At 55.1% G+C, this 25,347-nt stretch carries 23 protein-coding genes and 2 pseudogenes; 8 read left to right on the top strand and 17 right to left on the bottom strand.

The features are described from left to right. Positions 1–8 precede the first annotated feature (8 nt). Positions 9–1,193, bottom strand: a complete 1,185-nt coding sequence (locus tag BLU37_RS24915) for a sedoheptulose 7-phosphate cyclase (RefSeq protein WP_232000393.1) — start codon at positions 1,191–1,193, stop codon at positions 9–11. A gap of 177 nt (positions 1,194–1,370) precedes the next feature. On the opposite strand from BLU37_RS24915, the gene murB reads away from it, so the two are divergent. Continuing rightward, positions 1,371–2,387: a UDP-N-acetylmuramate dehydrogenase gene (gene murB, locus BLU37_RS24910; RefSeq protein ID WP_090209916.1), complete on the top strand. Its 1,017-nt coding sequence runs from the start codon at positions 1,371–1,373 to the stop codon at positions 2,385–2,387. Positions 2,388–2,391: 4 nt separating this feature from the next. Here murB and BLU37_RS24905 read toward each other — a convergent pair whose 3' ends face one another. Then, complete coding sequence (locus tag BLU37_RS24905) at positions 2,392–3,135, bottom strand: helix-turn-helix transcriptional regulator (protein WP_090209914.1); 744 nt, start codon at positions 3,133–3,135, stop codon at positions 2,392–2,394. A gap of 724 nt (positions 3,136–3,859) precedes the next feature. Then, positions 3,860–4,441: pseudogene (locus tag BLU37_RS24900) on the bottom strand (IS30 family transposase); the annotation flags it as partial. Between the two features lie 60 nt (positions 4,442–4,501). Here BLU37_RS24900 and BLU37_RS24895 point away from each other — a divergent pair. Beyond that, entirely contained in the window at positions 4,502–4,666 is a 165-nt protein-coding gene (locus BLU37_RS24895) for a hypothetical protein (protein ID WP_197678417.1), read from the top strand. Between the two features lie 38 nt (positions 4,667–4,704). Here BLU37_RS24895 and BLU37_RS24890 read toward each other — a convergent pair whose 3' ends face one another. Further along, positions 4,705–5,769: an SDR family oxidoreductase gene (locus tag BLU37_RS24890; RefSeq protein ID WP_090209913.1), complete on the bottom strand. Its 1,065-nt coding sequence runs from the start codon at positions 5,767–5,769 to the stop codon at positions 4,705–4,707. A 73-nt stretch (positions 5,770–5,842) separates the two neighbouring features. On the opposite strand from BLU37_RS24890, the gene BLU37_RS24885 reads away from it, so the two are divergent. Then, the gene (locus BLU37_RS24885; RefSeq protein ID WP_090209911.1) at positions 5,843–6,217 is read left to right on the top strand and encodes a MerR family transcriptional regulator; all 375 of its coding nucleotides are present in this window, start codon (positions 5,843–5,845) and stop codon (positions 6,215–6,217) included. A 180-nt stretch (positions 6,218–6,397) separates the two neighbouring features. Continuing rightward, on the top strand, positions 6,398–6,790 hold the full coding sequence (locus tag BLU37_RS24880; RefSeq protein WP_090211004.1) for a RidA family protein: 393 nt from the start codon (positions 6,398–6,400) through the stop codon (positions 6,788–6,790). 133 nt (positions 6,791–6,923) lie between these two features. On the opposite strand, the gene BLU37_RS24875 is transcribed toward BLU37_RS24880, so the two are convergent. Next, the gene (locus tag BLU37_RS24875) at positions 6,924–7,310 is read right to left on the bottom strand and encodes a hypothetical protein (RefSeq protein WP_090209909.1); all 387 of its coding nucleotides are present in this window, start codon (positions 7,308–7,310) and stop codon (positions 6,924–6,926) included. A gap of 174 nt (positions 7,311–7,484) precedes the next feature. Further along, entirely contained in the window at positions 7,485–7,829 is a 345-nt protein-coding gene (locus BLU37_RS24870; RefSeq protein WP_010452484.1) for a hypothetical protein, read from the bottom strand. A 265-nt stretch (positions 7,830–8,094) separates the two neighbouring features. Here BLU37_RS24870 and BLU37_RS24865 point away from each other — a divergent pair, with 265 nt between their 5' ends. After that, entirely contained in the window at positions 8,095–8,688 is a 594-nt protein-coding gene (locus BLU37_RS24865) for a GNAT family N-acetyltransferase (protein WP_172833060.1), read from the top strand. Further along, complete coding sequence (locus BLU37_RS24860) at positions 8,685–9,044, top strand: cupin domain-containing protein (RefSeq protein ID WP_090209905.1); 360 nt, start codon at positions 8,685–8,687, stop codon at positions 9,042–9,044. Before BLU37_RS24865 ends, BLU37_RS24860 begins: the two co-directional genes overlap by 4 nt. Positions 9,045–9,058: 14 nt before the next feature. Here BLU37_RS24860 and BLU37_RS24855 read toward each other — a convergent pair whose 3' ends face one another. Together BLU37_RS24855 and BLU37_RS24850 are read right to left on the bottom strand one after the other, a co-directional pair. Next, positions 9,059–9,463: a hypothetical protein gene (locus BLU37_RS24855; RefSeq protein ID WP_010452478.1), complete on the bottom strand. Its 405-nt coding sequence runs from the start codon at positions 9,461–9,463 to the stop codon at positions 9,059–9,061. A 201-nt stretch (positions 9,464–9,664) separates the two neighbouring features. Then, entirely contained in the window at positions 9,665–10,021 is a 357-nt protein-coding gene (locus BLU37_RS24850) for a DUF6124 family protein (protein ID WP_090211003.1), read from the bottom strand. Between the two features lie 721 nt (positions 10,022–10,742). On the opposite strand from BLU37_RS24850, the gene BLU37_RS24840 reads away from it, so the two are divergent. Then, positions 10,743–12,230 (top strand): hypothetical protein, encoded by a 1,488-nt coding sequence (locus BLU37_RS24840; protein ID WP_197678403.1) that lies wholly within the window; start codon positions 10,743–10,745, stop codon positions 12,228–12,230. 344 nt (positions 12,231–12,574) lie between these two features. Here BLU37_RS24840 and BLU37_RS24835 read toward each other — a convergent pair whose 3' ends face one another. Both BLU37_RS24835 and BLU37_RS24830 read right to left on the bottom strand, forming a co-directional pair. Then, positions 12,575–13,807, bottom strand: a complete 1,233-nt coding sequence (locus tag BLU37_RS24835; RefSeq protein WP_090209901.1) for a three-Cys-motif partner protein TcmP — start codon at positions 13,805–13,807, stop codon at positions 12,575–12,577. A gap of 31 nt (positions 13,808–13,838) precedes the next feature. After that, positions 13,839–14,621 carry a phage Gp37/Gp68 family protein gene (locus BLU37_RS24830; RefSeq protein WP_090209900.1) on the bottom strand — a complete coding sequence of 261 codons (783 nt, stop codon included), beginning with the start codon at positions 14,619–14,621 and terminating at the stop codon, positions 13,839–13,841. A 613-nt stretch (positions 14,622–15,234) separates the two neighbouring features. Here BLU37_RS24830 and BLU37_RS29755 point away from each other — a divergent pair. Further along, positions 15,235–15,459, top strand: a complete 225-nt coding sequence (locus BLU37_RS29755) for a hypothetical protein (protein ID WP_331716686.1) — start codon at positions 15,235–15,237, stop codon at positions 15,457–15,459. A 100-nt stretch (positions 15,460–15,559) separates the two neighbouring features. On the opposite strand, the pseudogene BLU37_RS24820 reads toward BLU37_RS29755, so the two are convergent. The 7 genes and pseudogenes from BLU37_RS24820 to kdgD form a co-directional block, all read right to left on the bottom strand. Next, positions 15,560–15,862 (bottom strand): annotated as a pseudogene (locus BLU37_RS24820) (aldehyde dehydrogenase (NADP(+))); the annotation flags it as partial. A gap of 27 nt (positions 15,863–15,889) precedes the next feature. Then, entirely contained in the window at positions 15,890–17,440 is a 1,551-nt protein-coding gene (locus BLU37_RS24815; protein WP_090209898.1) for a TIGR04141 family sporadically distributed protein, read from the bottom strand. Between the two features lie 1,427 nt (positions 17,441–18,867). Next, on the bottom strand, positions 18,868–19,074 hold the full coding sequence (locus BLU37_RS24810) for a hypothetical protein (protein WP_232000391.1): 207 nt from the start codon (positions 19,072–19,074) through the stop codon (positions 18,868–18,870). A gap of 229 nt (positions 19,075–19,303) precedes the next feature. Then, positions 19,304–20,884: an aldehyde dehydrogenase (NADP(+)) gene (locus tag BLU37_RS24805; RefSeq protein ID WP_090209896.1), complete on the bottom strand. Its 1,581-nt coding sequence runs from the start codon at positions 20,882–20,884 to the stop codon at positions 19,304–19,306. Positions 20,885–21,075: 191 nt separating this feature from the next. Beyond that, complete coding sequence (garD, locus tag BLU37_RS24800; RefSeq protein ID WP_090209894.1) at positions 21,076–22,629, bottom strand: galactarate dehydratase; 1,554 nt, start codon at positions 22,627–22,629, stop codon at positions 21,076–21,078. Between the two features lie 75 nt (positions 22,630–22,704). Beyond that, on the bottom strand, positions 22,705–24,069 hold the full coding sequence (locus BLU37_RS24795) for an MFS transporter (RefSeq protein ID WP_090209892.1): 1,365 nt from the start codon (positions 24,067–24,069) through the stop codon (positions 22,705–22,707). 105 nt (positions 24,070–24,174) lie between these two features. Continuing rightward, the gene (kdgD, locus tag BLU37_RS24790; RefSeq protein ID WP_090209890.1) at positions 24,175–25,086 is read right to left on the bottom strand and encodes a 5-dehydro-4-deoxyglucarate dehydratase; all 912 of its coding nucleotides are present in this window, start codon (positions 25,084–25,086) and stop codon (positions 24,175–24,177) included. Positions 25,087–25,347 lie beyond the last annotated feature (261 nt).

Below are 25,347 nucleotides of genomic sequence, written 5' to 3'. Positions count from 1 at the left end.
CTGTCTAGTCAGACCGGGCGGTATTGCTGTGCGATATTTCTGAGCTGTTCGCAGGCGTGTATGCATTCTGGTGCAGTCACATCATGGAGAAAGGTTGCTCGACCAATTTCTATAGGGACGGGCATGCGCTGCAGTCCATCGCGATGCTTAACTATTTCGGCAAGTGCCTGGGCGATATTGGTTGAGGTACATGTGGGATGAGTGATCGGCAGACCAATCTTTTGGGTCAGTTCAATGATACGCAATGCCTGTCGTGGATCGAGTAACTTCCGGTTGGCGGCGACCAGAGTTGAAATACACATATCAACTGCAACGGCTTCACCATGCAGCAATGTGTCGACAGCTTTCATCTCAAAGACAGGCGAGAGGGTGTGGCCAAAGTCAACCAGTCGCTGCAGGTCGCTTTCCCAGAGATTAGGTTCGAGCTCCTTGAGCATGCCATGCACTGCACTGCGTACAACCCCTAAGGAAAGCGGTGATTGGGCCAGGTGATCCGCCATCAGATGTTCCACGTTTTTCTCAATGACAGTGAATAACGTCTGATCAGCGATGATTGCCATTTTCAATATTTCTGCCATTCCGTTTTTAATATGCCGTGGCGGCAGTGTTTCCAGAAAGGAGGTGTCGAGCAATGCACAGACAGGCGCGTAGTAGCTGCCAACCCTGTTCTTATGGGTCCCGAAGTTTGATCCGGTTTTGATTCCTACGGCTGCGTCAACAATACCCAAGAGTGTCGTTGGAATGCGGATATAAGGCACACCTCGTCGATATAGACTTGCGGCCATACCTACAACATCCATCAAGCAACCGCCGCCGATGGCGATAATCGGTTCATCTTTACGTGAGACCCCAAAGTTGACCATATGCTGGAGAATATTCTCCACCATCGAGTAGTCCTTGAGGCGTTCGGTAATGTGAATCGAGACAATCAGATACTCACCTTCAAAGGCATCGAAAAACTGCCGAATACGCGGGCCGTGAAGCGTTAAGACTTCGTTGTCAATAAAAATCAAACGCTTGTCGTAGAACATCGATGAGGCCGGCGAGCCACAGACCGCCACGTTGACATTAGTGGAGTCAAAAAGATTCGGAGTTTCAATGACTGAATACTCAACGGATCGGCTGCCTTTAATAATCCATTGTTGGCAAATCGGATGGTTGTCCGCGCACGGGTGATTGGATAAGACTTCCATGGCACAACCCTCGCATAGTAAGTGCAATAGTTGAAATGACTTTATTTGTCTTGGATTCAATGTTGTGTGCCAAGGGCCAAACTGTAAAGTGTCCGTTTGGACAGTGGGTAGATTTGGGCTGTATGCGCTAGGCTTCTAGCGTTTCAAGCAGAAATCAACGCCCTGGGTGAGCTCTTCATGCAGATCAGTTATCGACAATCCCTTCGCAGCTTCAACACGTTCGGGGTAAATGTTCGTGCCCATTTGTTATGCAAGACGGGCACGAATGACGATCTAAAAAAAATCCTGACGTTTGCGAAACGCAGAGCACTGAAAGTGCTTTTTTTAGGGGGCGGCAGCAATATTCTGCTAGCTCGGGACTTTGACGGTGTTGTTATTCTTCTCGAAGGGTTTATCGATATTGACCTGTGCTCGTATGGGACGCATCGGTTGGTACGTGTGGGGGCGGGAGTTAATTGGGACGGGTTCGTGCAGTATTGTGCAGAGGCGCAATTGCAAGGGCTTGAGTCGCTTGCGGGCATACCTGGCACGGTAGGGGCTGCCCCCATTCAGAACATTGGTGCTTATGGAGTGGAGGTTGCAGATTGCCTGGTCGGTGTTGAGGTATTTGATAGACTGACCCACACTCGGTACTGGCTACCGCGTAACGACCTGGGCCTGGGCTATCGGGATAGCGTGTTCAAATTACGCTACGCACAACAATTGGTCATCTTGAGTGTGCTCTTCCAGATGCGAGAGTGCGGAGTCTGGGCACAGTTGGATACGAAAATCCGCGAAGAACTCGGTGCTCAACCGCAGGCCCATACACTGACAGAGATTACCGCAGCAGTAAGACGCGTGCGAAATCGACGGCTTCCAGAGCCCGGTCTGCTAGGCAATGCCGGTAGTTTTTTCGTGAATCCGGTGGTCAGCGCAAAATGTATGACACGGCTGGTGGCCCGTTATAGCCAGGTTCCAGCATTCGAACAGCCCGGCGGGCGCTGGAAATTATCTGCGGGCTGGCTGATTCAGCAGTGCGTTGATGTCGGCTTTCGAGTCAATCGAGTAGGAATTTATACGCATAATCCATTGGTGGTAATTAATCACGGAGGAGCCACAGGTGCTGAGATTTTCGCGTTCGGCGAGTTGCTGCAGCGACTGGTATTTGCCAAATTCCATATCGAGCTGATACGTGAGCCGGTATTGATCGATTGATCATTCACTTCAATAAGCCGAGCTTTGTAGCGGTACTGACAGCTTGGGCCTTATTGGAGGCTTTCAGCTTTCGATAGGTATTGAGTAAATGGTATTTCACGGTACGCTCTGGCGTATCAATTATTTTCGAAACTTCCCAGATGCTTTTGCCTTTGGCCGACCAATCGAGGATTTTCAGCTCAATGTCATTTAAGTAGACGTTGCAGAGTTCTTGCTTGTTGATTACGTTTTCCATTAGATAACATAAAGCTGCTCCCAGTGTGGCAACGATGTACTCGCACATTATGTCGGACTTCGAACTGACATTGGCTAGCGATATAAGTTTAGCCCCCTGGAGTTGACCATTTGTAGCAGGCATGAAATAAGTATAGCCATGTCGCAACCCATACTTTTCACCCCTCGCGACAACCTCTCTGCCACGTGGAGTATCAAAAGAAGCAAGCGCATCTCGCCATGAGAAAATGCCGCCAATATTCAAGGCGTACTGGATGACCGGGTCATCCTTAGCGTATTCATTCCTGTGGTACTCCTTGAGCCAGCGTTCGGGAACATTTTTTTCGTAGTAGAAATCGATAGAAGGAATCGAAGCATTCTTAATGGTAAGTAGCGCAATACAGCTAAAGTCTATGTAATGTCGAGCCCATTCCAGGGTGTTTTCAATTGCTGGGCCCTTTGCAGTACTGTCGGAGTTCAAGCACTCCAAAAGCTTATAAAGATCTACTTCATATCGCTCTTTTTTTAAGCTCATGATGATATTCTCTTTCTAAGGTTGCTTGTGGGCAGTTTTTATCTATATCCCTCGCACGTATTAAAGCTGTGCGCCTGAAGCGGGCGTTGAGCTTCATCGAAAATCAGATGCTCTACACTGGCCTGCACCAGGCGCTTGCGGAAGTTTCAGAAGGTAATCAAGCTCGCGCATTGTGCGATAAATGCTTCTCTGTCAACAGATGATATTTATCGAATCGCGTTGCTTTCCATTCTAATAGCGCTTTGAGCTTCAGCTCGGTCAAGCTTTGATACCATAGGTTTACCCCTAAAAAGCAAACCGATTCTTCTTAAGGACTATCCCGTTTGGCCGCAGGCGAGACGGCTTCAATTTTAGCTTTGTATCTTAATGTAATTGATTTGTTTTCTGGGAAAAGACGAGGTCGGATGAGTTTATTATTAATTGATTGCTCCTCGGCTTGGGATTTTTTAGATATTCTTTCGCAAACATATCTTGTCGATTATAAGCTATTTCATTAAGAGGTGGTTGGTCAATCATTTATTGCTAAAGCACTAGCATTATATACAATGCAAGATGTTACATTTTATATTTTTCAGTAAGTTATGCGCGCGATTATTTTTCTATAGATTTTTTGGTGTGTTGATATCAATAGTTTTCCGCATTGGTATCATTTTGATGTTGTTTTAGTATTGGTTTTCAGGAATGCAACATCAATTGGCGGATGCAGGATCTGAGTGCAACAGAGTTATTGAATTGAGGCAGGTGTATCGTGTCGCATACCCACGGTTTTATGCATAACCTCGCTCATCATTTCGATGGGGCACTTGAAATCGAAACGCTTACGCGGTCGCATGTTCAGCCGCAGCGCGATAGCGTCCAGCTCCACCTGGCTATATACCGACAGGTCTGTGCCCCTGGGTAGATACTGCCGGATCAGGCCGTTGATATTCTCGTGACTGCCGCGTTGCCATGGGCTGTGTGGGTCGCAGAAGAAGATCGCTACGCCTGTCTTCTGAGTGATCTCGGCGTGCCTGGGCATTTCCCGGCTCTGGTAAGTCATGCTCTTGCGCATCACCAGCGGCATGCCATTGAGCGCAACACCGAGGCCCTCTACCGCCGAGGTCACCGTCGTGTCGTTCATCTTGATCAGCATCAGATAGCCACTGGTGCGTTCCACAAGCATGCCTACACACGAGCTGTTAGCCTTGCCTTTGAACAAGTCGCCTTCCCAGGGCCCCGGCATCACCCTGTCTTCAATTTCAGGCGGTCGCACATGGATGCTGACCATTTCGGGTATCTGGTCGCGCCGATCCACACCACTGGCGCGTAGCCGCCAGACGGTAGAATCAATAACAACACGGAAAGAAACCTGTGCCGCAAAGGCTTGGTGACCGAGGTGGAAGGCCGTGTGCGGCTGTCCGCGGCGGGCATCGACCAGACCGAGGCGCTGTGGACCATTGCCCGTGAACAGCAGGAGCGAGTGTTCGGCCCGTTCGATGATGAGCAGGTGGCGCACTTCAAGCAGGTGTTGCAGGCGATCATTTCGGCCTGAGGGGCTTGCCCGCGAAGCTTCGGCCTGGCTTGCTTGCCTCAACTGGGCCAGCAACCCGTGACGTAGCGCACCGTCCTTTCCACGGTTCGCGTCATGTCGGGATGGGTTAACCGATACTTCTGTTCCAACGCCTTGCTCTGACGCATGTCGAAGCGCTGCGTCTGGATAAAGTCCAATGACTCGGTGCTGATCGAGAGTCGGCCCGCCAGTCCGGGAATCTTCAGAAGCCACCTGAGCAACCCTATCGGTACATGGTGGCGGGGCGCCTTGATCTTGAGCGTTGTAGCCATTTGCTCAAGCATCCCGCGTAGGTTCGGCGTGTGCTCATAGAGCGCCAGGACCTGCTGGTTCACCATCGAAGGGTCGAACGCCACGCAGGTGATCATCGTCACCAGGTAATCGACGCTGACCAAGGGCAACCAGTGGCTGGTGGAACCGGGGACCGCCTTGAACCGGCCTTGTGCCAGATTCCGAATGAGTTCAGCCAGCGGTTGTCCTTCCGGGATGTGCCCACTCTCGCTGTGACCACACACCGTGGCCGGATGAACGATCGTGTACGCCGCGCCCGCGTCCTGCATGTAACGGATCACTGCAAAATGTGACTCGAGCTTGCTGCCTTCGTAGCCCCCTACACGGCCGTAGACGGCGGGCCAATTCGTGTTTTCAGGATGCTCATGATCCACCCCGACCCGGGTCAGGTGGGCAAGGTTTTGCAGCATATAGCCACCCACCATCACCAAGCGAATGCCCTGGCTCGCCGCAAGCCTGGCGACCCTGAGCGCACCCTGCACGTTGACGGCGCGGGCGTGCTCCAGGGTCAGCCCCCAGGTGAATTGCGCCGCGGCGTGGAAGACCACCGAGACCGAAGCCACGCGCTGCCGGTCTGCCTCGCTGAGTCCCAGTCCCTCTTTGCTGATATCGCCCTCAACGGCATGGATGGACGCCGGGTTACCGCCCAGCTGGCCGACCTGCTCCCTGAGGCGCTCAATGTTGCCTGGGCTGCGCATCAGCACCCAGGTCTTGTGCCCTGTCGCAGTCAGACGGGCCAATAAGTGTTGACCCACAAACCCACTGCCGCCGGTGACGAAGCATTCCACGCTCATGCCTGAATCCTTGTTTGGAAAATCGGCGCAGGCTAAGGTGTAGAGCCCACTCTACAGTCAAGGAATTTTTGTTGTGAACATTGGCGAATTGGAACGCCGCAGTGGAGTCGGCCGCCATGCATTGCGCTATTACGAACAGCTCGGGCTGATCGAGGCCCATCGACAGGCCAATAACTACCGCCGCTACAGCGAGCAGACCGTTGCGGATCTGGCGTTCATCCAGAGCGCCCAGGACGTGGGTTTTTCACTCGCCGAGATTGGCGACATCCTGGCGGCCAAGCGGGGTAATACGATCAATTGTGCGCAAGGCGCGGCCCTGGTCGCCAGCAAGATGGCCGAAATTCAAGCGAAGATCACCACCCTGCAAGCCACGTATGTTTTTCTCGACGCCGAGCGTGAGAAGCTGGAAGCCAGTGCCATTGCCAACGGATATGCCTTGATGCCGTAGCCATTCAAAACCCAGTTCACTTTGAGTGAAGCGCTTCGCATCAGTCTCGGCAGACGCGTGGTAAGCGTCCGCCTAACACACCTGCCGGGTGTGATTGCGTAATGAAAAGTGACCCGATTGGATGACGCTCTGGTCCTTGGGTTAGGTTTCGTATCCGCTTATATTTTGGACTTCACGACCATGACTGATCGTCAGATCATCGTTCCAGACGGTATGAAATTGCTCTGCGATCAAGCGGGTTATGCGCCCGCGGTGAAGGTTGGAAAAACGCTCTACTGCGCAGGCCAGGTAGGCCGGACGCCGGAATTATCCGTGATCGAAGATCCTGAGCAGCAATTTTTGGCTGCGTGGGAGAATCTACGGCTCGTCTTGACAGCGGGTGGCTGCGAATTTGCGGACGTCGTCGAAATGACGACTTATCACGTCGATATGCAACGCCACATGCCAATCTTCAGACGAGTGAAGGATCAAGTCTTTCCCAGGAGCACTTGTGCATGGACCTGCATAGGCGTCAGTGAACTGGCTCGGCCGGGCCTCCTCGTGGAGATCAAATGCATCGCCGTGCAGCGATAAAGGGAAAGAGAGTTGTCTGGTTGGGGGCCGAGAGGGCGGAAGCGACCAATCATGCATGGCCGCTATCCCCCAGAGGCGCCCATCCGATCCACGGCTGTTTTCAAGCGCAATAAAAGCTCTCAAACTCTGAAAGCTATCCTCTAATGGTGCGTAATATTTCCTGGACTGCCGGCCGCGTATATTTTTCACTTGGGTCACTATCGGGTGAGTCACCCCTGCGAATCCACTCGCCCTGGTCGAACGCTTGGTAGAGCGAAAAAGCAGGCTGAGGCATATCGTCAGTCATACCCAGGTCCATCACTGCATTTATGATCCCGTTCATGACGCTGTCGCAAAAACCATAGGTAAAGGTCTCATCCAGATAGCCTTCTGCGACCGCGATGGCGAGTTCATTGAGCACATCTTTCGGTGTAATACCGAATTGCTCGCAAGTGGCGCCAAGATCATCTGGCGCTAACCCATTGGCATCGGCTTCCACTAAAAGCGCCTTGAGCTCAGTCTTCGGTAATGTTCTGGTCATGAGCCTATCCGGTTAGATGCGAAGCTGGCACTTCATGGTCATGAGGTGCTGGGTGGCAAGAGTGGCGTCGGTGGTGTCGTCACGTATTGCTGTCGCTGATCTCTGATCAGAGCCCTGCGAAGAACGTAAACCAAGGTGAAGCAACGTTACCTTTTTGACTGAATCGAATCTGGTTCAGTCCGGGAGCGAGTACATACGCTTCAACTGCACCGGGGTCAGGTCATCAAGCTTTCGCGTGCGACTCGCGCTGATCCGTTTCCCGTCCGTACGCACCCCAAGTGGATAGTAGCGGGTGCCGTATTCAAAGTTACCCTCGCAGCTCTGTACAACCCACGCACCGCCTCGGAAACCGTTCGCTGCGTTGGTAGAGAGGTATTCGCGAAGTCGGGTCACGCATCCTTGGGGAAAGTCGGCTTTTATCAAATGCACCCACTCCTGAGTAATGACATCGTCGGCGGCGCAGACGATCGAGACTAGCAGTAGGAACGAAGCCAGGATGGGTTTGTTGAGTGCAAGCATGGCGGCAATCCTTGTCGCGTGTGAGGGTGGGGCGGGATCAGTATGAGTTTGTAACCACCGCGCTAATTAGCCCAACTATTTGATCGACTCCCCAGGCCTGAGCCATTAGACGGCCACGTGCCTTTGAGCATGGGGCAGCGTCGCACATCGTGCTGACGGTGTTCGCCCAGAGCATGATGGGAACCGCTCAATCCGCTTACCCTGCCACCCTGTCAAAGGCGTAATCCTTGAAAACTAACCACCTGATCCCATGGGAGCACTGTACATGCCTATCGACTTCAGGCCCGCCCAAGCCTCGGACGCGCACGATATTGCGCGCTTCTTTCAACTGACATCGGAGGGCATGGCCGATTACATATGGAGCAAGCTGGCCGTACCTGGAGAAGCATTGCTGAGTGTCGGTGCGTCTCGCTATGCCAGGGAACAGGGCGACTTTTCCTATAAGAACTGCCTGATGGCCACTTTCGACGGGCGCGTCATCGGCATGATGCATAGCTATGTCTTGCGCGAGACCCCTGACAGGCCTGTCGAGACGGACCCGGTCCTCGCGCCTTATTCCGACATGGAAATACCCGACACCTTATACATATCCAGCCTGGCCCTGGATGAGGCCTGGCGCAGCCAGGGGCTGGGCGTCCAGTTTCTTCGCCACGCCCTGCAGCGCGCCGAGGACTCTGGCCTGGATGGGCTATGCCTGATCGATTATGCGGAAAACCACGGTGCACGCCGCTTCTACGAACGTCACGGTTTTCAGATTGTTAAAACCTGCCAGATCGTTCCCCACCCGATGCTCGCTGTCACCGGTGAAGCCTATTTGATGTATCGCCCTATCCACAACGTGCTGGAGAAAAAACCATGAACAAGAAACTGACCGTATTCCGCGAACTGGATATTCAACCGGTGCGAGACCTGCCCTTTTTTGAAGCGGTCGTGGAAGGCACCCCTCATACGCTGACGTCCAAGTACTATCACGATGAACAGCAAGGTCGCATTTCCGGAGAATGGGAAGCCAGCACCGGAGCGTGGCGCATCGACTACAAAGTTTGGGAGTTCTGCCATGTCCTGAGTGGACGCTGCGTCATCGAGCTTGAGGGTTGCGACCCCGTCACACTGACCGCTGGCGACACGTTCATTATCGAACCGGGCGCCAGGGGTAAATGGACCGTGCTGGAAGACATGAAAAAGAACTTCGTGATCCTCTTGCCCGCGAGCTAGGCACGGGGGCCCGTTTACTGCTCCGCATATTGTTCGTAATCCAGAGAAATCCCATCGCTGGCCGGGTAGCTGACGTAAACCACGATATCGTCACTGGTGGCCACGATTGCGTAGGGCCACTTCCCATTGGCTTTGCGCATTTCCTCGTATAGCGGGAGGAAAAAGTTCTTCGTCTGCCCAGTGGGATCGTAGGGCACTTGCCCGGTGAAGATAGGGTAGTGACCTTCATTGCACAGCTGGACTCGTTCCAGCTTGATGTCATGTTTTTCCAACACAGCGCGGGCCGGATGTTGCCAGGTCTTGAGATCCACATCGTGACAGTCCGTTGCCTTGCTGCTGTAAAGCTCGGTGTCCTTCAGCGCCGGGAGCGCCCACGCCAGAGAAGGCAGAATCAATAACAACACCGGAAGAAAACGCATCACCTGGGCACTCTTGAACGTTGGGATGCGGATTGTAGAGGTTTCCGTGTGCAAGCGACTATCAGCACGACGCCCCACTGAGGCGACTGGCCTATTTGCGGGCAAGCCGCGCTCCTACAGGATAGCGGTGATCACTACTCTAATGACCGCCGCAGCACTGAGCGAGGCTTGCCCGCGAAGCTTTTGATCTTCAGCTCCTCCTCAACTGCTGACTGCTACAACCTGCTCCTCCAGCAGGCTCATTCTCAACTGCGCCAGCTCAATCAGGTGCACCACACCCATCGCGACCCTGCGATTCGGGCCGGTCTGGTTGTCGGCGTTCTCATAGGCCGTGGCTGCAGCTGATTGCAGAATCGAGTGGAGGTCGAGCAGGGTATCTTCGTGATTCAGCGAGGTTGGCGGCTGGCTTGGAGGCGCGGTGGCGGCTGCGGAGGCGGATGCAGTTTTTGGTACCGCATCTGGCCTCAAGTCATAGTGGGCCAGCGCCTGGTCGGCGACACGAGGATCAATGATTCCGGCACGAGTTGTAGCCGGCGGATTGGGGGTAGCTTTGAACATGATCGAACTCCGATATGAGGTGGAGCTGTCACCGTTCGCTTGCACACGAATGAGGGTGGCAGCCGTACGCAGGTGTGCAAGACCGGGCATATCGGACCCCGGCAGACTCGAAAGTCTCCCGCGCACGGCCACCATCAAGCTGGATTCGAAGAGGGCAGGAGCACCCGTCGAAACGGCTTGTTTGAGGGCGCGTGACGCACCGATATGAACGGACTTGCACATCCGTGTCATCCGTTGGGATGACCGAGCCAAGACTATCGGCGGCGCATGGCTCAAACAAGCGGTTGGGATTTTCTAGGAAATTTCACTCAAGGGAAAGGGAGTTGTCCTGTCGGGCACTGAGTGGAGGCAAACTGCCGATTACGTATGGCACCTATCGACCCATAGCAGCCGTGGGCCGACGTCGGCTAACGGCCAAGAGCTGCCACTGCCGCCAGGCAAAACTCACACAGCATAGGCCGTAGATGTCTTCAGGAATTCTAAACAGGATTTCCCATATGTCAGTGCCTCCGTTCCAGTTGTCATGGCCTGTCAGTTGAGCTTGGGCAGGATATTCTCTGACGATTGCAGCCGCGTCATCGGCACCTTCAGCGCGTAGTAAAGCATGAACCGTCGCAAGTACCGGCTCAAGCTGGACTGTGTTTTCCATAGGCTGCTCTTTCTCCATTATTGTGGTATGAAGACTACGTCAACTGCGGCTCACAGGGATAGAGTGAAGCATATGGGTGAAGCAAAGAGACGGGGCACGAAGGCTCAGCGAATAGCTGCACTGTTGGATGAAAGTGGTGTGGTTCAGCTAAGCCCCGAGCGGTATAACGCCTTTATTGCTTGGACACGCTCGCCAAGCGCCAAAAATATCGGCTTGGAGCTTGAGTATTTTTCTGACCGGGCAGAGACCTTGATCGGTGTCTTGATCCAGGATCGGTCAGACCGTGACCATGGGTTCGTGCTGCTGGGTCGCGACCTTAAAGGCCGCTTCCGCGCTATCGAAATAGAGTTCGGCCTAAGCAGAACAAACGCAAGACACGCCCTGTTTGCCTCATTCCGGAAGCACATTTCGAGCGGAAAAACAGTATTTCCCCAAGGTGACGAGAGTACCGATAAAGCAGGCGTTGATCTTTTCAGTACAAACCTGCCGGAAGAGAAACTGCACCGAGCATTCCACATGCTAAACCATCAGCCTCATTGGGTACCTGCGCGCGACATCATGACGGAGATGATGCGCCACTTCGTCGACATCGATGGCAATTTCGTTGAGCAGTTCCAGACCACCGCGTTCGATTCGAGAATCTGGGAGCTTTATCTCTATGCCGCACTTCTCGAGCTCGGTCTATTCGTTAAAAAAGAGCACGAAGCCCCGGACTTTGAAGTCAGCAGTGGGAGAGCAAAGGTTTTCATTGAGGCCGTGACCGTGGGTCCATCTCCACACGACTCGCCGTTGCCTCCACCAACGGATAATTTCCCTCTTTTACGGCCCTTAAAGGAGGTTAGAGAGCTGCTGAAGACCCGAGCCCCAATCCGATTTGGCAGTGCCTTGTACTCGAAGCTCAATCGGAAAAAGAAATACTGGGACCTTGAGCATGTTCAAGGATATCCTCTTGTTTTCGCAATTGCTGACTTTCACGAAGACCAGTCGATGACCTGGAGCTCTCCGGCACTATTGGAATACCTCTATGCCATCAGCCACGATTTCGTGTACGACGATGCGGGCCAGTTGGTAATTCATCCACAAAAAGTTGAGACGCATGAGTACCAAGGCAAGGTAATTCCATCTGGCTATTTCTTTCAGCCCGGAGCCGACAATGTAAGCGCAATCCTATTCTCGGCTTCCGGTACGATATCAAAATTCAATCGAATGGGACGTCTAGCTGGATTCGGCCTAGCCGATCAGTTGATCATCAGATGGGGTATGAAACATCGCCACGATCCTAATGCGGCGGTGCCTGACCCATTCATCATTCAGATCGAGCAAGGTACCGTGACAGAGAGTTGGGCGGAAGGGCTCTCTATGTTCCACAATCCCAACGCCAAATTTCCCGTTGACCCCAATATGTTTCCAGGAATCGCACACCATTGGTTTGAGGATGGGCAGATCAAGAGTTTGCTACCCGACTTCCACGTGTACAACTCGTTTACGTGGAATCTGATGACTACTGACGAAGGCTCCCCGGATATAGACGCGGTCCGAAAAGCGGCAATTGGAAGTTGATGATCGCAGCAATGGGGGGTAATCGGACAATGCTCGCAAACCTCCCATAAAGGTGGAGCTCATAGTGCTCCCCACCAGGGAAAGAGCCAAAACACGGGGCAATTTCACGCCACTACCCCTACCCAGCGGTTCGGTGAGGAGCGACTGCCCGCCCAGTTTTGGTCAATGTGATTCACGAGTAGTGTGGGGAACGGGACAGATTTATTTTTAGCGCTCAGCACATGAGCCCGAGTGAGTTTAAGATCGCACAGGGGCAAGGACTCTGAAAGTCCGGGACATCCTTGTGGGAAAGATCTACTCTCGTGTGACGTGAAGTTAACCTGGTCATTCTGGCCGATGACTATTCATATTTTGGGAAAGAAGAAGCTTCGTTGTAGCTTGAACGTAATGATATCTGAAGTGTGGATCTGGCTAGCCTTACGCCTGACTCCTCCATTTGGAGTCTTGATCACGATTTCATTGCTGCCAAGCAGTGCAGAATTTATATCGTCACTATGGGCCGGAGTGTTATTGTAGATCTTCTCATAGAAGTCTTTCACCTGCACTGTCGGTGTCGAGTCGTGAAGGAACTTTGGAATATCCTCCAGCAACTCCTCATTCGCTTGTTCTCTGGCAGAGGCATTAAATAGGTAAAGCGTCTTCCCCTCGTTAGGGTCGTGCGCAAGCATGTTGAGGCCTGCTCGACCATAGTGTGCTTGTGTTTCGACATCCTGGTGGAGGATGTCATTATACACCTGTCGAGCGCGATGAGAATTGGCCAAATGTATGAGCCAATATCGCCAGCCTCCAGGGTTATTGATAGAGAACGGGCTGACGAATCGTGCACATTTTTGAAAGCTGCTGAACACGATTCGCTCTGCTGTTCCTAGCCATTCCCGCCTGGAAGTATGTTGAACCAATGCCTCAAAATCTGCGCTAGTCAGCTGAAGGTAAGACAGTTGTGTTCTGAGAGCTTCTGGATCATTTTTTTTCAGAAACGCCACCAGAGCCTCGATCATGAAAGTGTAGAAAACTTCTACTGACTCATTTAGGGCCATCATGTCGATCAGGGTTTCGGTGGCTACGTGGCTATGGCCACATTGATCGAGGTTGAAGATGATGCTCTTGTACCGTTCGGTGCGAATCAGACCTTTAACAGTTGGATAGATATTTTCGAAAAGCTCACAGAAATAATGGATATTGATTCTTAGATTGGGGTTTGGATGAGCATACTCAAGCAGTACGGGCGCAAGGTTGGTTTTGAGGATTTTGATGGCTTCTGCTTCAGCGTCATTAAGGATAAGGCTGCACTCGATCTCAACAAGAGGCATCTTATCTAACGCACGCTTCACGTTGATGGCGGTTATAGCTCGACTCAGTTCCTCAACGAAAATGATCGGAGATCCAGCCGCCCCACAGTTATACCGTCCAGCGCCGCTGAAACCATCAACGACAGCAAGCCGAAATTTTCTTACCTGAGGCGATCTGCACCGAGTCATCACATAGTTATAGAAATATTCGCGAAGAATCTGATGCTTTTTCCTTGAATGCTCGGAAAGGGTAGCGCCTTCTTCCCAAGTATAAATTTTTCCTACCATGGATATTCCTTATCAGGCTACGGTGTCTCTACTAGGCCATGCCCACCAGCTTTACAGGCATCTCATCCCAGGTCTTGCCACGGTATTCTCTGCCGTTGGCTTTCTTAGAACGGCGGACATTGTCCTTGCCCCATGTGCCCCATTGCTTAAAGAAAAATGCTGTCCCGCTCTCAAGGCACTGCGTGTAGATCTCATCGATCCACTCCTCCTTAACCGGACGCGCTTTGTTGCCGCTCTCGCCACCTACAATGGCCCAGTCGATCTGCGTCAGATCGATGTTGCCCACTGATCCTATGAGCGGTTCAAAGGAGATGAACTTGATTTGAGCAGGGGTGTCTTTCAGGAACTGGACACGTCCAGCGGCATCTTTATCTTCAATGGACGTGCCCAGCCAGACGTTGGGCAGAACCTCAGTGATGACTTCGTTGAGTATCTGCTTCATCCGCTCTGGGCGTTTGGTCAGAATCTGATAGTTGTGATGCGGGGTTTCTCGCATCACCTTCCACACGGCAACGATGAACTCATCACTGACCTTCTCATGGAAAAGGTCGCTCATAGAGTTTACAAAAACCTTGCGGGGTTTCTTCCAGCGATACGGAATCGCCAAGGCGTCATAGTCTTCGACGATAGAGCCGTTCCAGACAATGCGCTTGTTCTTTTTGCGGGTCAAACCCACGTACTTCGGGGTGCCCATGGCTTCAAGTCGACGTGCCATTTCCATGGCATAGCAGTTCTTGCACCCGGCACTAATGATGGAACAGCCTGCTACCGGATTCCAGGTAGAGTCTGTCCACTCAATCTGTGTCTCTGCCATATCCTTTCCTAGCCCCCTCGTTTGCGTTCCTAATTGGCGCATTTCTGACCGAGAGAGCCGAATTCGATGGCCATCATAATGAATTACTTGTCATTAGGGCAGGTATGAGGCAGTGATTGGGACTATTTCAGTCGTGTACTGTGCGCATATACAGTTTACTGTCATTTGCTCGATTTGCCTTTAGAGGCCTATGTTTTCCGCCCAATGGCGCATGGGAAAGAGGGAGAAAAGGCCGAATAGGTAGGGATGGTCTGCCGAAGCGGCCTAACAGTCGGTCGGGCTACAAAGGCGCACAACGCCGCGATCAGCGGCATTTTTTCGTTCGCGTTATGGCGAGCTGTGCGCAGGAGGCTTCGGCCTGCCGGTTCCTTTGTTGCCGGTCTGCAAACCTGTGTAGGGCTCGTCACCCTTCGTTTTGCAGCGTAGGTGACGGGCTCCTGACCCAACAAAGGAACTCCACCATGACCAAGAAAATTGTCCCTGATCCGCCGCCTACCAACAGGGCTTACGACACAGACAACAAAGCATCCACCACCCGCTTACTCGACAGCCTCACACTCACCCGTTTCCGCCCCGTTGCTCCAGAGTCCCGTGATAAACTGATAAACCTTCCTTGTTCGCCATCCAGCAGGGCGTCAGTGCCTATGACGCGCTGGCCCACGTCTCGCGCTTGCTCGAAACGGCAGAACTCAACGGCGACGAACTCAGCCTGCACACTGATCCTTTCGAACGGGCATTGTTCTGGAGCATGCTGCATTCCGTGGAGATGGCACGGGCAGTGGTCGACGCGCTGCTGGATGGCGTCCCCGTAGCCAATCAAATGTCCCCCGAAAACTGAAGACCCTCAGAGGTAGGTCGCGCCTCCCTTCAAACGGACACGCACCGCGCCGGAAATAAAAAGCCCCGCCAAAGCGGGGCTCTCTCTACCAACGCAGCAATCAGATCGCGGCCTCACTCCACTGCCCATTCACCAGGCGACGCAACCCCAACGGGGTGCCGTCACGCAGCGCCTCAGGCAGCAGCGACTGCGGGTAGTTCTGGTAGCAAACCGGACGCAGGAAACGATCGATCGCCAGGGTCCCCACCGAGGTACCACGGGCATCGGAAGTCGCCGGGTAAGGCCCACCGTGAACCATCGCATCACACACTTCGACCCCAGTCGGGTAGCCGTTGATCAGGATACGGCCGACTTTCTCTTCCAGCAGTGGCACCAGCCAGGCGAAGGCTTTGAAGTCTTCCGCTCCGGGCCCTGACCCGGCGACAGTGACTTAGTTACCTATTCGGCACACCTCGACCTGGTAACCCATCGCACTGAGTCGCTGGGCAAATTGCCTGAAATTCACCTTCGAGAAAAACGGCATGTGTAACTCTGCGTTGGGTTGCATGATGGCGAACACGATCCTGTTGCGAGGCTGCGTGGTAGTGTTGAAGACAAATCGGAAGTCACCGAGCTCTGCGAGATGTGCGTTCACTTGGGTAACGACATCCGGTGAGTTGATCAGGGCCTCAGCAGACACGTATGCCTGTGAAAAAAGGTGGCTCAATACGCTCGACGATGAGTACTTTTTGACGTGGATGATGTGGTGTTCCGGCGTGAGTAAGTCACAGAACTCGAATGGGCCGCCTGCGCCCGTCAGTCTCACCAATTTCTGGTCGAGTAGATAGAAACTGACGTTGTCGGCGATACGCCTAAGGTAGGCGCCTTCGTGGTCAGTACCATATGGAGGAAATACCAGGTCGCTAGGAACCGCAGCCTCAAAAAAACGGTTCACTTGCTCGGTGTAGTCGCGATCAATCTGGTACCAATCACCTTCGCTGAGCAGGTAGATATTGCCTTCGTGTTCGATCTCGGCCTCTAGGCACATATACAGAGGCCAGGCGGCAAGTCGTTGTTCGTCCGCGCCATATAGGTAGATGCGCTCAGACTCTAAGGCTGGACGGGAGATTCCCCCCAGTAAGTGCTTGGCAAGCAAAGCTTGTCGCAGATCTAGATCAAATGCGATCGCCGGGCCATTCAGTGATCGAGTACTATGTTTGACATAGCCAAAGCCGCTGATGTCATTTCCGAGTAGTTCAGGTGCAGCCGCGCGGACGCGGTCAAACTGCTCAGTATTCATCGCTTTCACTAATACCCCATCCAGTTTCCCTCTGAGTGCGGAATCGCGCACAGGGACTATAAAGTCCATCCAAGGATACTTTTCCTTGCAGTGTTCATCCTCGTAAGCCGTCAACAGCCGAAGTGCGATTTCCGGGAAGTCCTCGAGCTTCACGTCAGAGTGAAGCGCCAATGAGTCCGAGCCGCTTACGTACTCGCCTTCATCCTGGTCGTTCTCCACGATCCCGGTCAGCGACTTGAGGATTTCCGAATCAAATTTGAAGTCGAACTCAGAGATGGACAACAGCCTCGATGACTGCGCTTTTGAGCGAAGCGGCGTACGATCAATGTTGGATTTTTCCACGGATTTGATCAGCAGAGGGTCCGTCAAGCTGAGCGCTGTACGAAGCCCAAAGTAGCGTTCAATCGCGAGCGGATCGATCAGATGCCTGGCATGACCAAAGGTGAAGCAAAAGACTCTGTCATTGACTGCCATGACCAGTAGCGCTTTGAGAGATCTACCGGTCAAGTCGAGTCCGGCTACTTCTTGGACCGCTCCGAAAAGTTGCGTCCACTTTGGGTGGGAAGGATTTTTTTGGTGAAAGAAGAGAGACTCAATATCGCCCAACGAAAAAGCGATAGGTTGCAAATGGACCTCGTCGGAAAGCGCGTCCCGGACGGTTCGCCCCTCCTTAAGCAAGAACACGTTGATAGTGATCTTCACGCGTCACTCCTTGACCTTTCGCCTTGATGTTAAATTGGCATCTGCCCTCGTATTCGTCAAGCTAAGTAAAAATGTAATCGGCGACAGTCCTTGCTCAAATGCATTAAGGGTATAGCTCGCGTAGATCGCGCTACGCCTCTGCATCAGCAATGCAATGCATCTGGAGCGGCAATGAAGTGGAGTTTGGCGACGATGGTCATACCCGACTATCCCAGTTAAAGAAATTTCAGCGTTCGCTAGCACACGAATGAGAGGGCAGCCGTGCGCAGGTGTACAAGACCGGGCATATCGGACCCCGGCAGACTCGAAAGTCTCCCGCGCACGGCTACCATCAAGCGGGGATCGAAGAGGGCATAAGCATCTGCCTAAACGGCTTGTTTGAAGATGCGTGATATATTGATATGAATGTACTTTTACATTCGTATCATCCATTAGGATGGCCTTACGAAGACTATCGGCAAAGTATGGCCCAAACAAACAGTCGGGGTCTTCTAGGACGTTTCACTCAAGGGAAGGGAGTTTTCTGGTTGGGCGCTGGTTGGGGGGATGGAGTTGACCAAGAGTGGCGGTAATCGACCCAAAGCAATCCTTTGTGGTTACAGCAATGACCGGGCCGGAAGTCGCTGACCCACCAGCGCCACGGACTAACTGTCCTAGAACTGGCCACCGCATACAAGGCTGCTGCACTCTTCATGAAATGGAGGATGGGTAGAAGAGCGACAGAGCCAGCAATAGTTCTCAATCAAGCCGGTCGAGACCCCAAGCGAATGTGGGGTCTACTAGAGGGGGAGTAAGTGTTAGGTATTGTAATATCTAGTTACATTTTTCACATGGATAAAATCGGTCGTGTCACGCATCTTGAGAGTGTCGGCGACAGCAATAATTTTACTCTGTAATAATAAATTTTAAGGGGAATTTTATGGCGCTTAAACCTGGTCCTAAGCCTGTTGCTAAATCAACTGGGGAAGTAGACAAACGTCGTCGTGACAATAAAGATACGCCAGGTAATAATCCTGATTTGAAGCCTAGCAAGTCCTCAAAAAAATAGCTTATCACTGGCAGAAGCTACTGTAATGGTAGCTTTTGTCATTGGGTTTATAGTGACTAAATGCATAGCCTGAGAGTTGAGCTACCTTGGCTTTTCTAGCTGCCCTAAAGGCTCACTGGGTAAAATTTTCAACTCAACAGACTCTGAATTGCCCTCGTCTCGCAAAAAGCTGATTGATCGCTTCTGGCCGATTCTGTTGAAAAAGTTGGTTTTCTCAAACTGCAAGAATACCAATCGGCAAAAGCATCTTTTTTGTGCGTTGCTACATAAAATCTGAGGCCGAATACCTCTGTGCCGACTTTAGATTTCAATCTCAGGTGCGTACTTTTCTGCCGTGAAAACCGCGCCCGAATTTTTCAACAGAATCGGCCGGTAGCAGTCATTCAGGCTTAGCATCACACGACATGATATTGCCCTGGTCCTTCAACTTGCTCAACAACGCGGCACTATCAGCAACCCCCAGAATCTGATCAATTGCGGCGATTTTCAGGCTCGCAGCGTCGGTCTGAAAATCCACGCCATTGAACGCCGCATCCGCTTCATTGTGAAGCGCATAGGCTAGATGCGCTGCCACACGGACACCCATTAGCGCATCCACATCGCTACCCAGATAATCAGCAAGCCGCCCCTTGATCTCAAGCAGTGCGAGCGCAAGTAGCCGGGTCTGATCTGACTGTATAAGGATTCCGCTTACCAAAGTGGATGTGCGAACGAATCTAGCGAGGCCAGATTAGTCCCAGAACGGGCAAAGCGAAACACCGATCCCAAAATGAAAAAGCCCCGCCAAAGCGGGGCTCTCTCTATCAACGCAGCAATCAGATCGCCGCCTCACTCCACTGCCCATTCACCAGGCGACGCAGCCCCAACGGGTTGCCGTCACGCAGCGCCTCAGGCAGCAGCGACTGCGGGTAGTTCTGGTAGCACACCGGACGCAGGAAGCGATCAATCGCCAGGGTACCCACCGAAGTACCGCGCGCATCGGAAGTCGCCGGGTAAGGCCCACCGTGAACCATCGCATCACACACTTCGACCCCAGTCGGGTAGCCGTTGATCAGGATACGGCCGACTTTCTCTTCCAGCAGCGGCACCAGCCAGGCGAAGGCTTCGAAGTCTTCCGCTTCACCGATCAGGGTAGCAGTCAGTTGACCACGCAGGCCCAGCAGGGCAGCGCGCAGTTGCTCGTTGTCCTTGACCTCGACGGCAACGGTGGTTGGACCGAACACTTCTTCCTGCAACAGTGGATCGGATTCCACCAGCAGGCGAGCATCAGCCTTGAACAGCTGGGCACGCGCCTGGCTGCCTTCCTGGGTTTGACCGGCCAGGTGCTCGATACCCGCGTGGGCCTTCAGATGTTCCAGGCCACCGACGTAGCTGCGCAGCCCGCCAGCGTTGAGCATGGTCTGCCCAGCTTGCTGATTCAGGTGCTGACCCAACTCGCCCAGCAGTTGGCTGTATTGCGGCGATTGCAGACCGATCACCAGACCCGGATTGGTGCAGAACTGACCGGCACCCATGCAGACGGAACCTGCCAGTTCGCGAGCGATGGCTTCACCGCGCTTGGCCAGCGCGCCCGGCAGAACGATCACCGGGTTGATGCTGGACATCTCGGCGAATACCGGGATCGGCTGCGGACGCTCGGCGGCCATGCGGCACAGGGCGTCGCCACCCTTGAGCGAGCCAGTGAAACCGACGGCCTGGATGGCCGGGTGCTTGACCAGCCACTCGCCGACGCCGCCACCGAAGACCATGTTGAACACACCCTTGGGCATGCCGGTACGCTCGGCAGCGCGCTGGATGGCGCAGCCGACCATATCGGCAGTGGCCATGTGGCCGCTGTGGGCCTTGAACACCACCGGGCAACCGGCAGCCAGTGCAGCAGCGGTATCACCACCGGCGGTGGAGAAGGCCAGCGGGAAGTTGCTCGCACCGAACACGGCAACCGGACCCACGCCGATGCGCATCTGGCGCAGGTCGACGCGTGGCAGTGGCTGACGGTCAGGCAGGGCCAGGTCGATACGGGCACCGAGGAAATCGCCACGACGCAGGACTTGGGCGAACAGACGCATCTGGCCGCTGGTACGGCCGCGCTCACCCTGGATACGGGCGGCGGGCAGGGCGGTTTCGCGGCAGACGACGGCGACGAAGCTGTCGTCCAGTTGGTCCAGTTCGGCAGCAATGGCGTCGAGGAATTCGGCGCGACGGGCTGGCGCCAGTTGGCGGAATTCGACGAAGGCGGCGGCGGCGGCTTTGGCCGCCTGGTCCACTTCAGTTTCGGTGGCCTGGGTGAATTCGTAGGGCAGGGCCTCGCCAGTGGTGGCGTCCAGGCTCTGCAGGCGGGTGGTGCCAGCGGCGCTGCGCTGGCCGGCGATGAAGTTGTGGCCGAGAATCTCAGGCATGGAATGCTCCTTTAGATAGACGTGAAGGGTGGATGGGCTTGCTCAATCCCTGTGGGAGCCGGCGGTGCGGCGACCCGACTTGCCCGCGAAGCAGACGACGCGGTGTATGGCACCGGCTGTGCCGGTGTTCGCGAGCAAGCCCGCTCCCACAGGGACAGTGCCACAGGGAAACATCAAGCCAGCCCGTTGCATCAGGTAATCGGTGCCGGGTTGAACAGGGTGATGTCGTTGTGCAGCTTATGCTGCTCGGCCCAGGTCTGCTTGCGACCGCTGGCGACATCCAGATAATAGTGGAACAACTCCCAACCGAGTTCTTCGATGCTCGAACGGCCGGTGGCGATGCGCCCGGCGTCGATGTCGATCAGGTCGGGCCAACGCTCGGCCAGCTCGGTACGGGTGCACACCTTGACCACCGGCGCCATGGCCAGGCCATACGGGGTGCCACGGCCGGTGGTGAACACGTGCAGGTTCATGCCGGCGGCCAGTTGCAGGGTGCCGCAGACGAAGTCGCTGGCCGGAGTGGCGCAGAAGATCAGGCCCTTGCGGTTGACCCGCTCGCCTGGGCCGAGCACGCCCTGGATGGCGCCGCTGCCGGACTTGACGATGGACCCGAGGGACTTCTCGACGATATTGGACAGCCCGCCTTTCTTGTTGCCCGGCGTGGTGTTGGCGCTGCGGTCGGCGGCGCCTTGCTGCAGGTAACGGTCGTACCAGTCCATCTCGCGCACCAGCGCTTCGGCCACGTCCTGGTTTTCGGCGCGGGAGGTGAGCATGTAGATGGCATCGCGCACTTCGGTGACTTCCGAGAACAGCACGGTGGCGCCTGCGCGCACCAGCAGGTCGGCGGCGTAGCCCAGGGCCGGGTTGGCGGTGATGCCGGAGAAGGCGTCGCTGCCACCGCACTGCATGCCGAGGATCAGCTCGCTGGCCGGCACGCTTTCGCGGCGGCGCTGGTCGAGTTTCTTCAGGCGCGTTTCGGCCAGCGCCATGATCTGCTCGATCATTTCGCCAAAGCCCAGGCTGGCGTCCTGCAGGCGGTACAGCCAGGGCTCGCTGAGGTCGACCGACGGGTCGTTGTCGTGCATCACCTGGCCGGCCTGCAGCTTCTCGCAGCCCAGGCTGATGACCAGCGCTTCGCCACCCAGGTTGGGGTTGCGCGCCAGGTTGCGCACGGTGCGGATCGGGATATAGGCGTCGCGGGCGTTGATCGCCACGCCGCAGCCGTAGCTGTGGGTGATGGCGACCACGTCATCGACGTTGGGGTATTTGGGCAGCAGCTCGCTACGGATGCGCTTGACCGCGTGTTCGAGTACGCCGGTCACGCATTGGACGGTGGTGGTGATGCCGAGGATGTTGCGGGTGCCGACGGTACCATCGGCGTTGCGGTAGCCTTCGAAGGTGAAACCATCCAGTGGCGGCAGCGTGTCGGGCACCGCATCGCAGCGCGGCAGGCTGTCCAGTTCCGGCGCCGAAGGCATGGCCAACTGGCTTTCCTGGACCCAGCTGCCTTGGCGCAGGTCTTCCAGGGCGTAGCCGATGATCTGTCCATAGCGGCGAACCGGCTCGCCTTTGGCGATGAGCACGGTAGCGACCTTGTGGCTTTGTGGGACCGCTTCAACCAACGTCAGGCCGTCGGGGAAGCAGGCACCTTCGCCAAGGCCGCCGTCATTGACCACCACCACGACATTATCGTCGTCGTGCAGGCGGACGTAGCGGGGCGAGTCTGAATGTTCGATCAACTGCATGGTCGGGCCTTTCTTGTGGATTCTCAGGCTTTGTACTGCCATCCGTGCCCGGCGGGCACGGACGTGTTCTACTGATCAGCGTGCTTGCACCACTTTGACTGTGGCGTTGGCATCCGTTGCCGATTCACCCTTTGGGCCGTCACGCAATTCAATCCGCTTGATCGGGCCGACGATCACCAGGTAGCTGAATACCGCGACCAGGGCGTTGGCACCGACATACACCAGGGCCCACTTGAACGAGCCGGTGGCGCTGATGATGTAGCCGATCACGATTGGCGTGGTGATCGAGGCGATGTTGCCGAAGGTGTTGAACAGGCCACCCGACAGCCCGGCGATCTGCTTGGGCGAGGTGTCGGCGACGACCGCCCAGCCCAGGGCACCGATGCCCTTGCCGAAGAATGCCAGGGTCATGAAGCCGACCACCATCCATTCCGCATCGACGTAGTTGCAGAAGACCATGGTGGTCGACAGCATCAGGCCGCAGACGATCGGCAGCTTGCGCGAGAAGGTCAGCGAGTGGCCACGACGCAGCAGCCAGTCCGAGATTACACCACCGAGCACGCCCCCAATGAAACCGCAGATGGCCGGCAGCGAGGCGATGAAGCCTGCCTTGAGGATGGTCATGCCGCGTTCCTGCACCAGGTACACCGGGAACCAGGTCAGGAAGAAGTAGGTGATGGCGTTGATGCAGTATTGACCCAGGTACACGCCCAGCAGCATGCGGCTGGTCAGCAGCTGCTTGATGTACTCCCACTTCGGACCGTCGTTGGCGCGCTTCTGGTCCATGTCCACCAGGCCGCCGTTCTGCTCGATGTGATCAAGTTCTTCTTGGCTGATGCTCGGATGCTGTTTCGGGTTGTGGATGGTCTTCATCCAGAGCGCCGAGAACGCGATACCGAAGATGCCCATCACGACGAACACGTGCTGCCAGCCGAAGGTGTAGACGATCCAGCCCATGATCGGTGCGAACAACGCCGTGGCGAAGTATTGCGCCGAGTTGAAGATCGCCGAGGCCGTGCCACGCTCTGCCGCCGGGAACCAGGCCGCCACGATACGGGCGTTGCCCGGGAACGACGGGGCTTCGGCGAAACCGACCAGAAAGCGCAGGGTGAACAGGGTCACCACGGACCAGGCCACCGGCATGCCGCCGACAAAGCCTTGCAGCATGGTGAACAGCGACCAACTGAAGATACTGAAGGCGTAGACGTTTTTTGAGCCGAAGCGGTCGAGCAACCAGCCGCCAGGGATCTGACCGGCCACGTAGGCCCAGCCGAATGCGGAGAAGATGTAGCCAAGGGTGACGGCGTCGATGCCCAGGTCTTTCTGCAGACTGGAACCGGCGATAGCGATGGTGGCGCGATCAGCGTAGTTGATCGTGGTCACCAGGAATAGCATCAACAGAATCAGGTAGCGCACATGCGTTTTTTTAGTCGCTTGCATGCTCTTGTACTCCCACTAGTTATTTTTGTGCGGGCTGACGAGTTGTGACCGGAGCCAGTGGTTTCCCGGCTCCGGTTTTGGCGGTGGCAGACCGCTGTGATGCGCTTACTGTGGGCCCATTTTATCCATCAGTGCTGCGAGTGCTTCGTACTCTTGCTCGGTCAGGTCGGTCAGTGGGGTACGCACCGGGCCTGCATCGTAGCCGGCGATCTTGGCGCCGGCCTTGACGATGCTCACGGCATAGCCGGATTTGCGGTTACGAATATCCAGGTACGGCAGGAAGAAGTCGTCGATGAGCTTGCCAACGGTGGCGTGATCGTCGCGGGCAATCGCGTGGTAGAAGTCCATCGCGGTTTTCGGGATGAAGTTGAACACCGCCGACGAGTACACCGGTACACCCAGGGCCTTGTAGGCCGCGGCGTAGACTTCAGCGGTCGGCAGGCCGCCCAGGTAGCTGAAACGGTCGCCCAGGCGGCGACGGATCGAGACCATCAGTTCGATGTCACCCAGGCCGTCCTTGTAACCGATCAGGTTAGGGCAGCGCTCGGCGAGTTTTTCCAGCAGGTCGGCGTTCAGGCGGCAGACGTTGCGGTTGTACACCACCACACCGATCTTCACCGATTTGCACACGGCTTCGACGTGGGCGGCAACGCCGTCCTGGCTGGCTTCGGTCAGGTAGTGTGGCAGCAGCAGCAGGCCTTTGGCGCCCAGGCGTTCGGCTTCCTGAGCGTATTCGATGGCCTGGCGGGTCGAGCCGCCAACGCCTGCGAGGATCGGAACCGATGTGGCGCAGGTGTCGACTGCAGTCTTGATCACCTGGCTGTATTCGCTGGCGGCCAGGGAGAAGAATTCACCGGTGCCACCGGCGGCGAACAGGGCGGTAGCCCCATAGGGTGCGAGCCATTCCAGGCGCTTGACGTAGCCGGCGGCATGGAAGTCGCCCTGGGCATTGAAGTCGGTAACCGGGAAAGACAGCAGGCCGTGGGAAAGAATGGATTTCAGTTCTTGTGGAGTCATTGTTATAGCTATCCAGTGGCACTTGAGGTGGAAGGAATGTCTGTGGAGGTAAGTTATCGTACAACTTGGCTGAATGCTAGTGCCATTTATCTCGAGGGATCAGGCTGAGAGGTGTTCCGAATTGCCGCTCCCTGCTCAGCTCGAATACCTGGCTATAAAGGATAGGGCAGGTGTGGGTAAAGCCTTTGCGAACCAGTCGGGCCGGCCCTGGCGGTCAACCTGTGAATGCGCAGGTCATCGTATGATTGTGCGGCGTAGGCA

Origin of the sequence: Pseudomonas asplenii (assembly GCF_900105475.1) — a bacterium.
In the GTDB taxonomy this organism is placed as follows: domain Bacteria; phylum Pseudomonadota; class Gammaproteobacteria; order Pseudomonadales; family Pseudomonadaceae; genus Aquipseudomonas; species Aquipseudomonas asplenii.
This window is presented reverse-complemented; position numbering and strand designations above follow the sequence as displayed.

What these genes read in the sequence shown, in the direction of transcription:
- BLU37_RS24915 (WP_232000393.1), bottom strand. Translation starts at nt 1,193, where the DNA reads ATGGAAGTCTTATCCAATCACCCGTGCGCGGACAACCATCCGATTTGC.
- murB (WP_090209916.1), top strand. Translation starts at nt 1,371, where the DNA reads ATGCAGATCAGTTATCGACAATCCCTTCGCAGCTTCAACACGTTCGGG.
- BLU37_RS24905 (WP_090209914.1), bottom strand. Translation starts at nt 3,135, where the DNA reads ATGAGCTTAAAAAAAGAGCGATATGAAGTAGATCTTTATAAGCTTTTG.
- BLU37_RS24890 (WP_090209913.1), bottom strand. Translation starts at nt 5,769, where the DNA reads ATGAGCGTGGAATGCTTCGTCACCGGCGGCAGTGGGTTTGTGGGTCAA.
- BLU37_RS24880 (WP_090211004.1), top strand. Translation starts at nt 6,398, where the DNA reads ATGACTGATCGTCAGATCATCGTTCCAGACGGTATGAAATTGCTCTGC.
- BLU37_RS24875 (WP_090209909.1), bottom strand. Translation starts at nt 7,310, where the DNA reads ATGACCAGAACATTACCGAAGACTGAGCTCAAGGCGCTTTTAGTGGAA.
- BLU37_RS24870 (WP_010452484.1), bottom strand. Translation starts at nt 7,829, where the DNA reads ATGCTTGCACTCAACAAACCCATCCTGGCTTCGTTCCTACTGCTAGTC.
- BLU37_RS24865 (WP_172833060.1), top strand. Translation starts at nt 8,095, where the DNA reads ATGCCTATCGACTTCAGGCCCGCCCAAGCCTCGGACGCGCACGATATT.
- BLU37_RS24860 (WP_090209905.1), top strand. Translation starts at nt 8,685, where the DNA reads ATGAACAAGAAACTGACCGTATTCCGCGAACTGGATATTCAACCGGTG.
- BLU37_RS24855 (WP_010452478.1), bottom strand. Translation starts at nt 9,463, where the DNA reads ATGCGTTTTCTTCCGGTGTTGTTATTGATTCTGCCTTCTCTGGCGTGG.
- BLU37_RS24850 (WP_090211003.1), bottom strand. Translation starts at nt 10,021, where the DNA reads ATGTTCAAAGCTACCCCCAATCCGCCGGCTACAACTCGTGCCGGAATC.
- BLU37_RS24840 (WP_197678403.1), top strand. Translation starts at nt 10,743, where the DNA reads ATGGGTGAAGCAAAGAGACGGGGCACGAAGGCTCAGCGAATAGCTGCA.
- BLU37_RS24835 (WP_090209901.1), bottom strand. Translation starts at nt 13,807, where the DNA reads ATGGTAGGAAAAATTTATACTTGGGAAGAAGGCGCTACCCTTTCCGAG.
- BLU37_RS24830 (WP_090209900.1), bottom strand. Translation starts at nt 14,621, where the DNA reads ATGGCAGAGACACAGATTGAGTGGACAGACTCTACCTGGAATCCGGTA.
- BLU37_RS24810 (WP_232000391.1), bottom strand. Translation starts at nt 19,074, where the DNA reads ATGGGTGTCCGTGTGGCAGCGCATCTAGCCTATGCGCTTCACAATGAA.
- BLU37_RS24805 (WP_090209896.1), bottom strand. Translation starts at nt 20,884, where the DNA reads ATGCCTGAGATTCTCGGCCACAACTTCATCGCCGGCCAGCGCAGCGCC.
- garD (WP_090209894.1), bottom strand. Translation starts at nt 22,629, where the DNA reads ATGCAGTTGATCGAACATTCAGACTCGCCCCGCTACGTCCGCCTGCAC.
- BLU37_RS24795 (WP_090209892.1), bottom strand. Translation starts at nt 24,069, where the DNA reads ATGCAAGCGACTAAAAAAACGCATGTGCGCTACCTGATTCTGTTGATG.
- kdgD (WP_090209890.1), bottom strand. Translation starts at nt 25,086, where the DNA reads ATGACTCCACAAGAACTGAAATCCATTCTTTCCCACGGCCTGCTGTCT.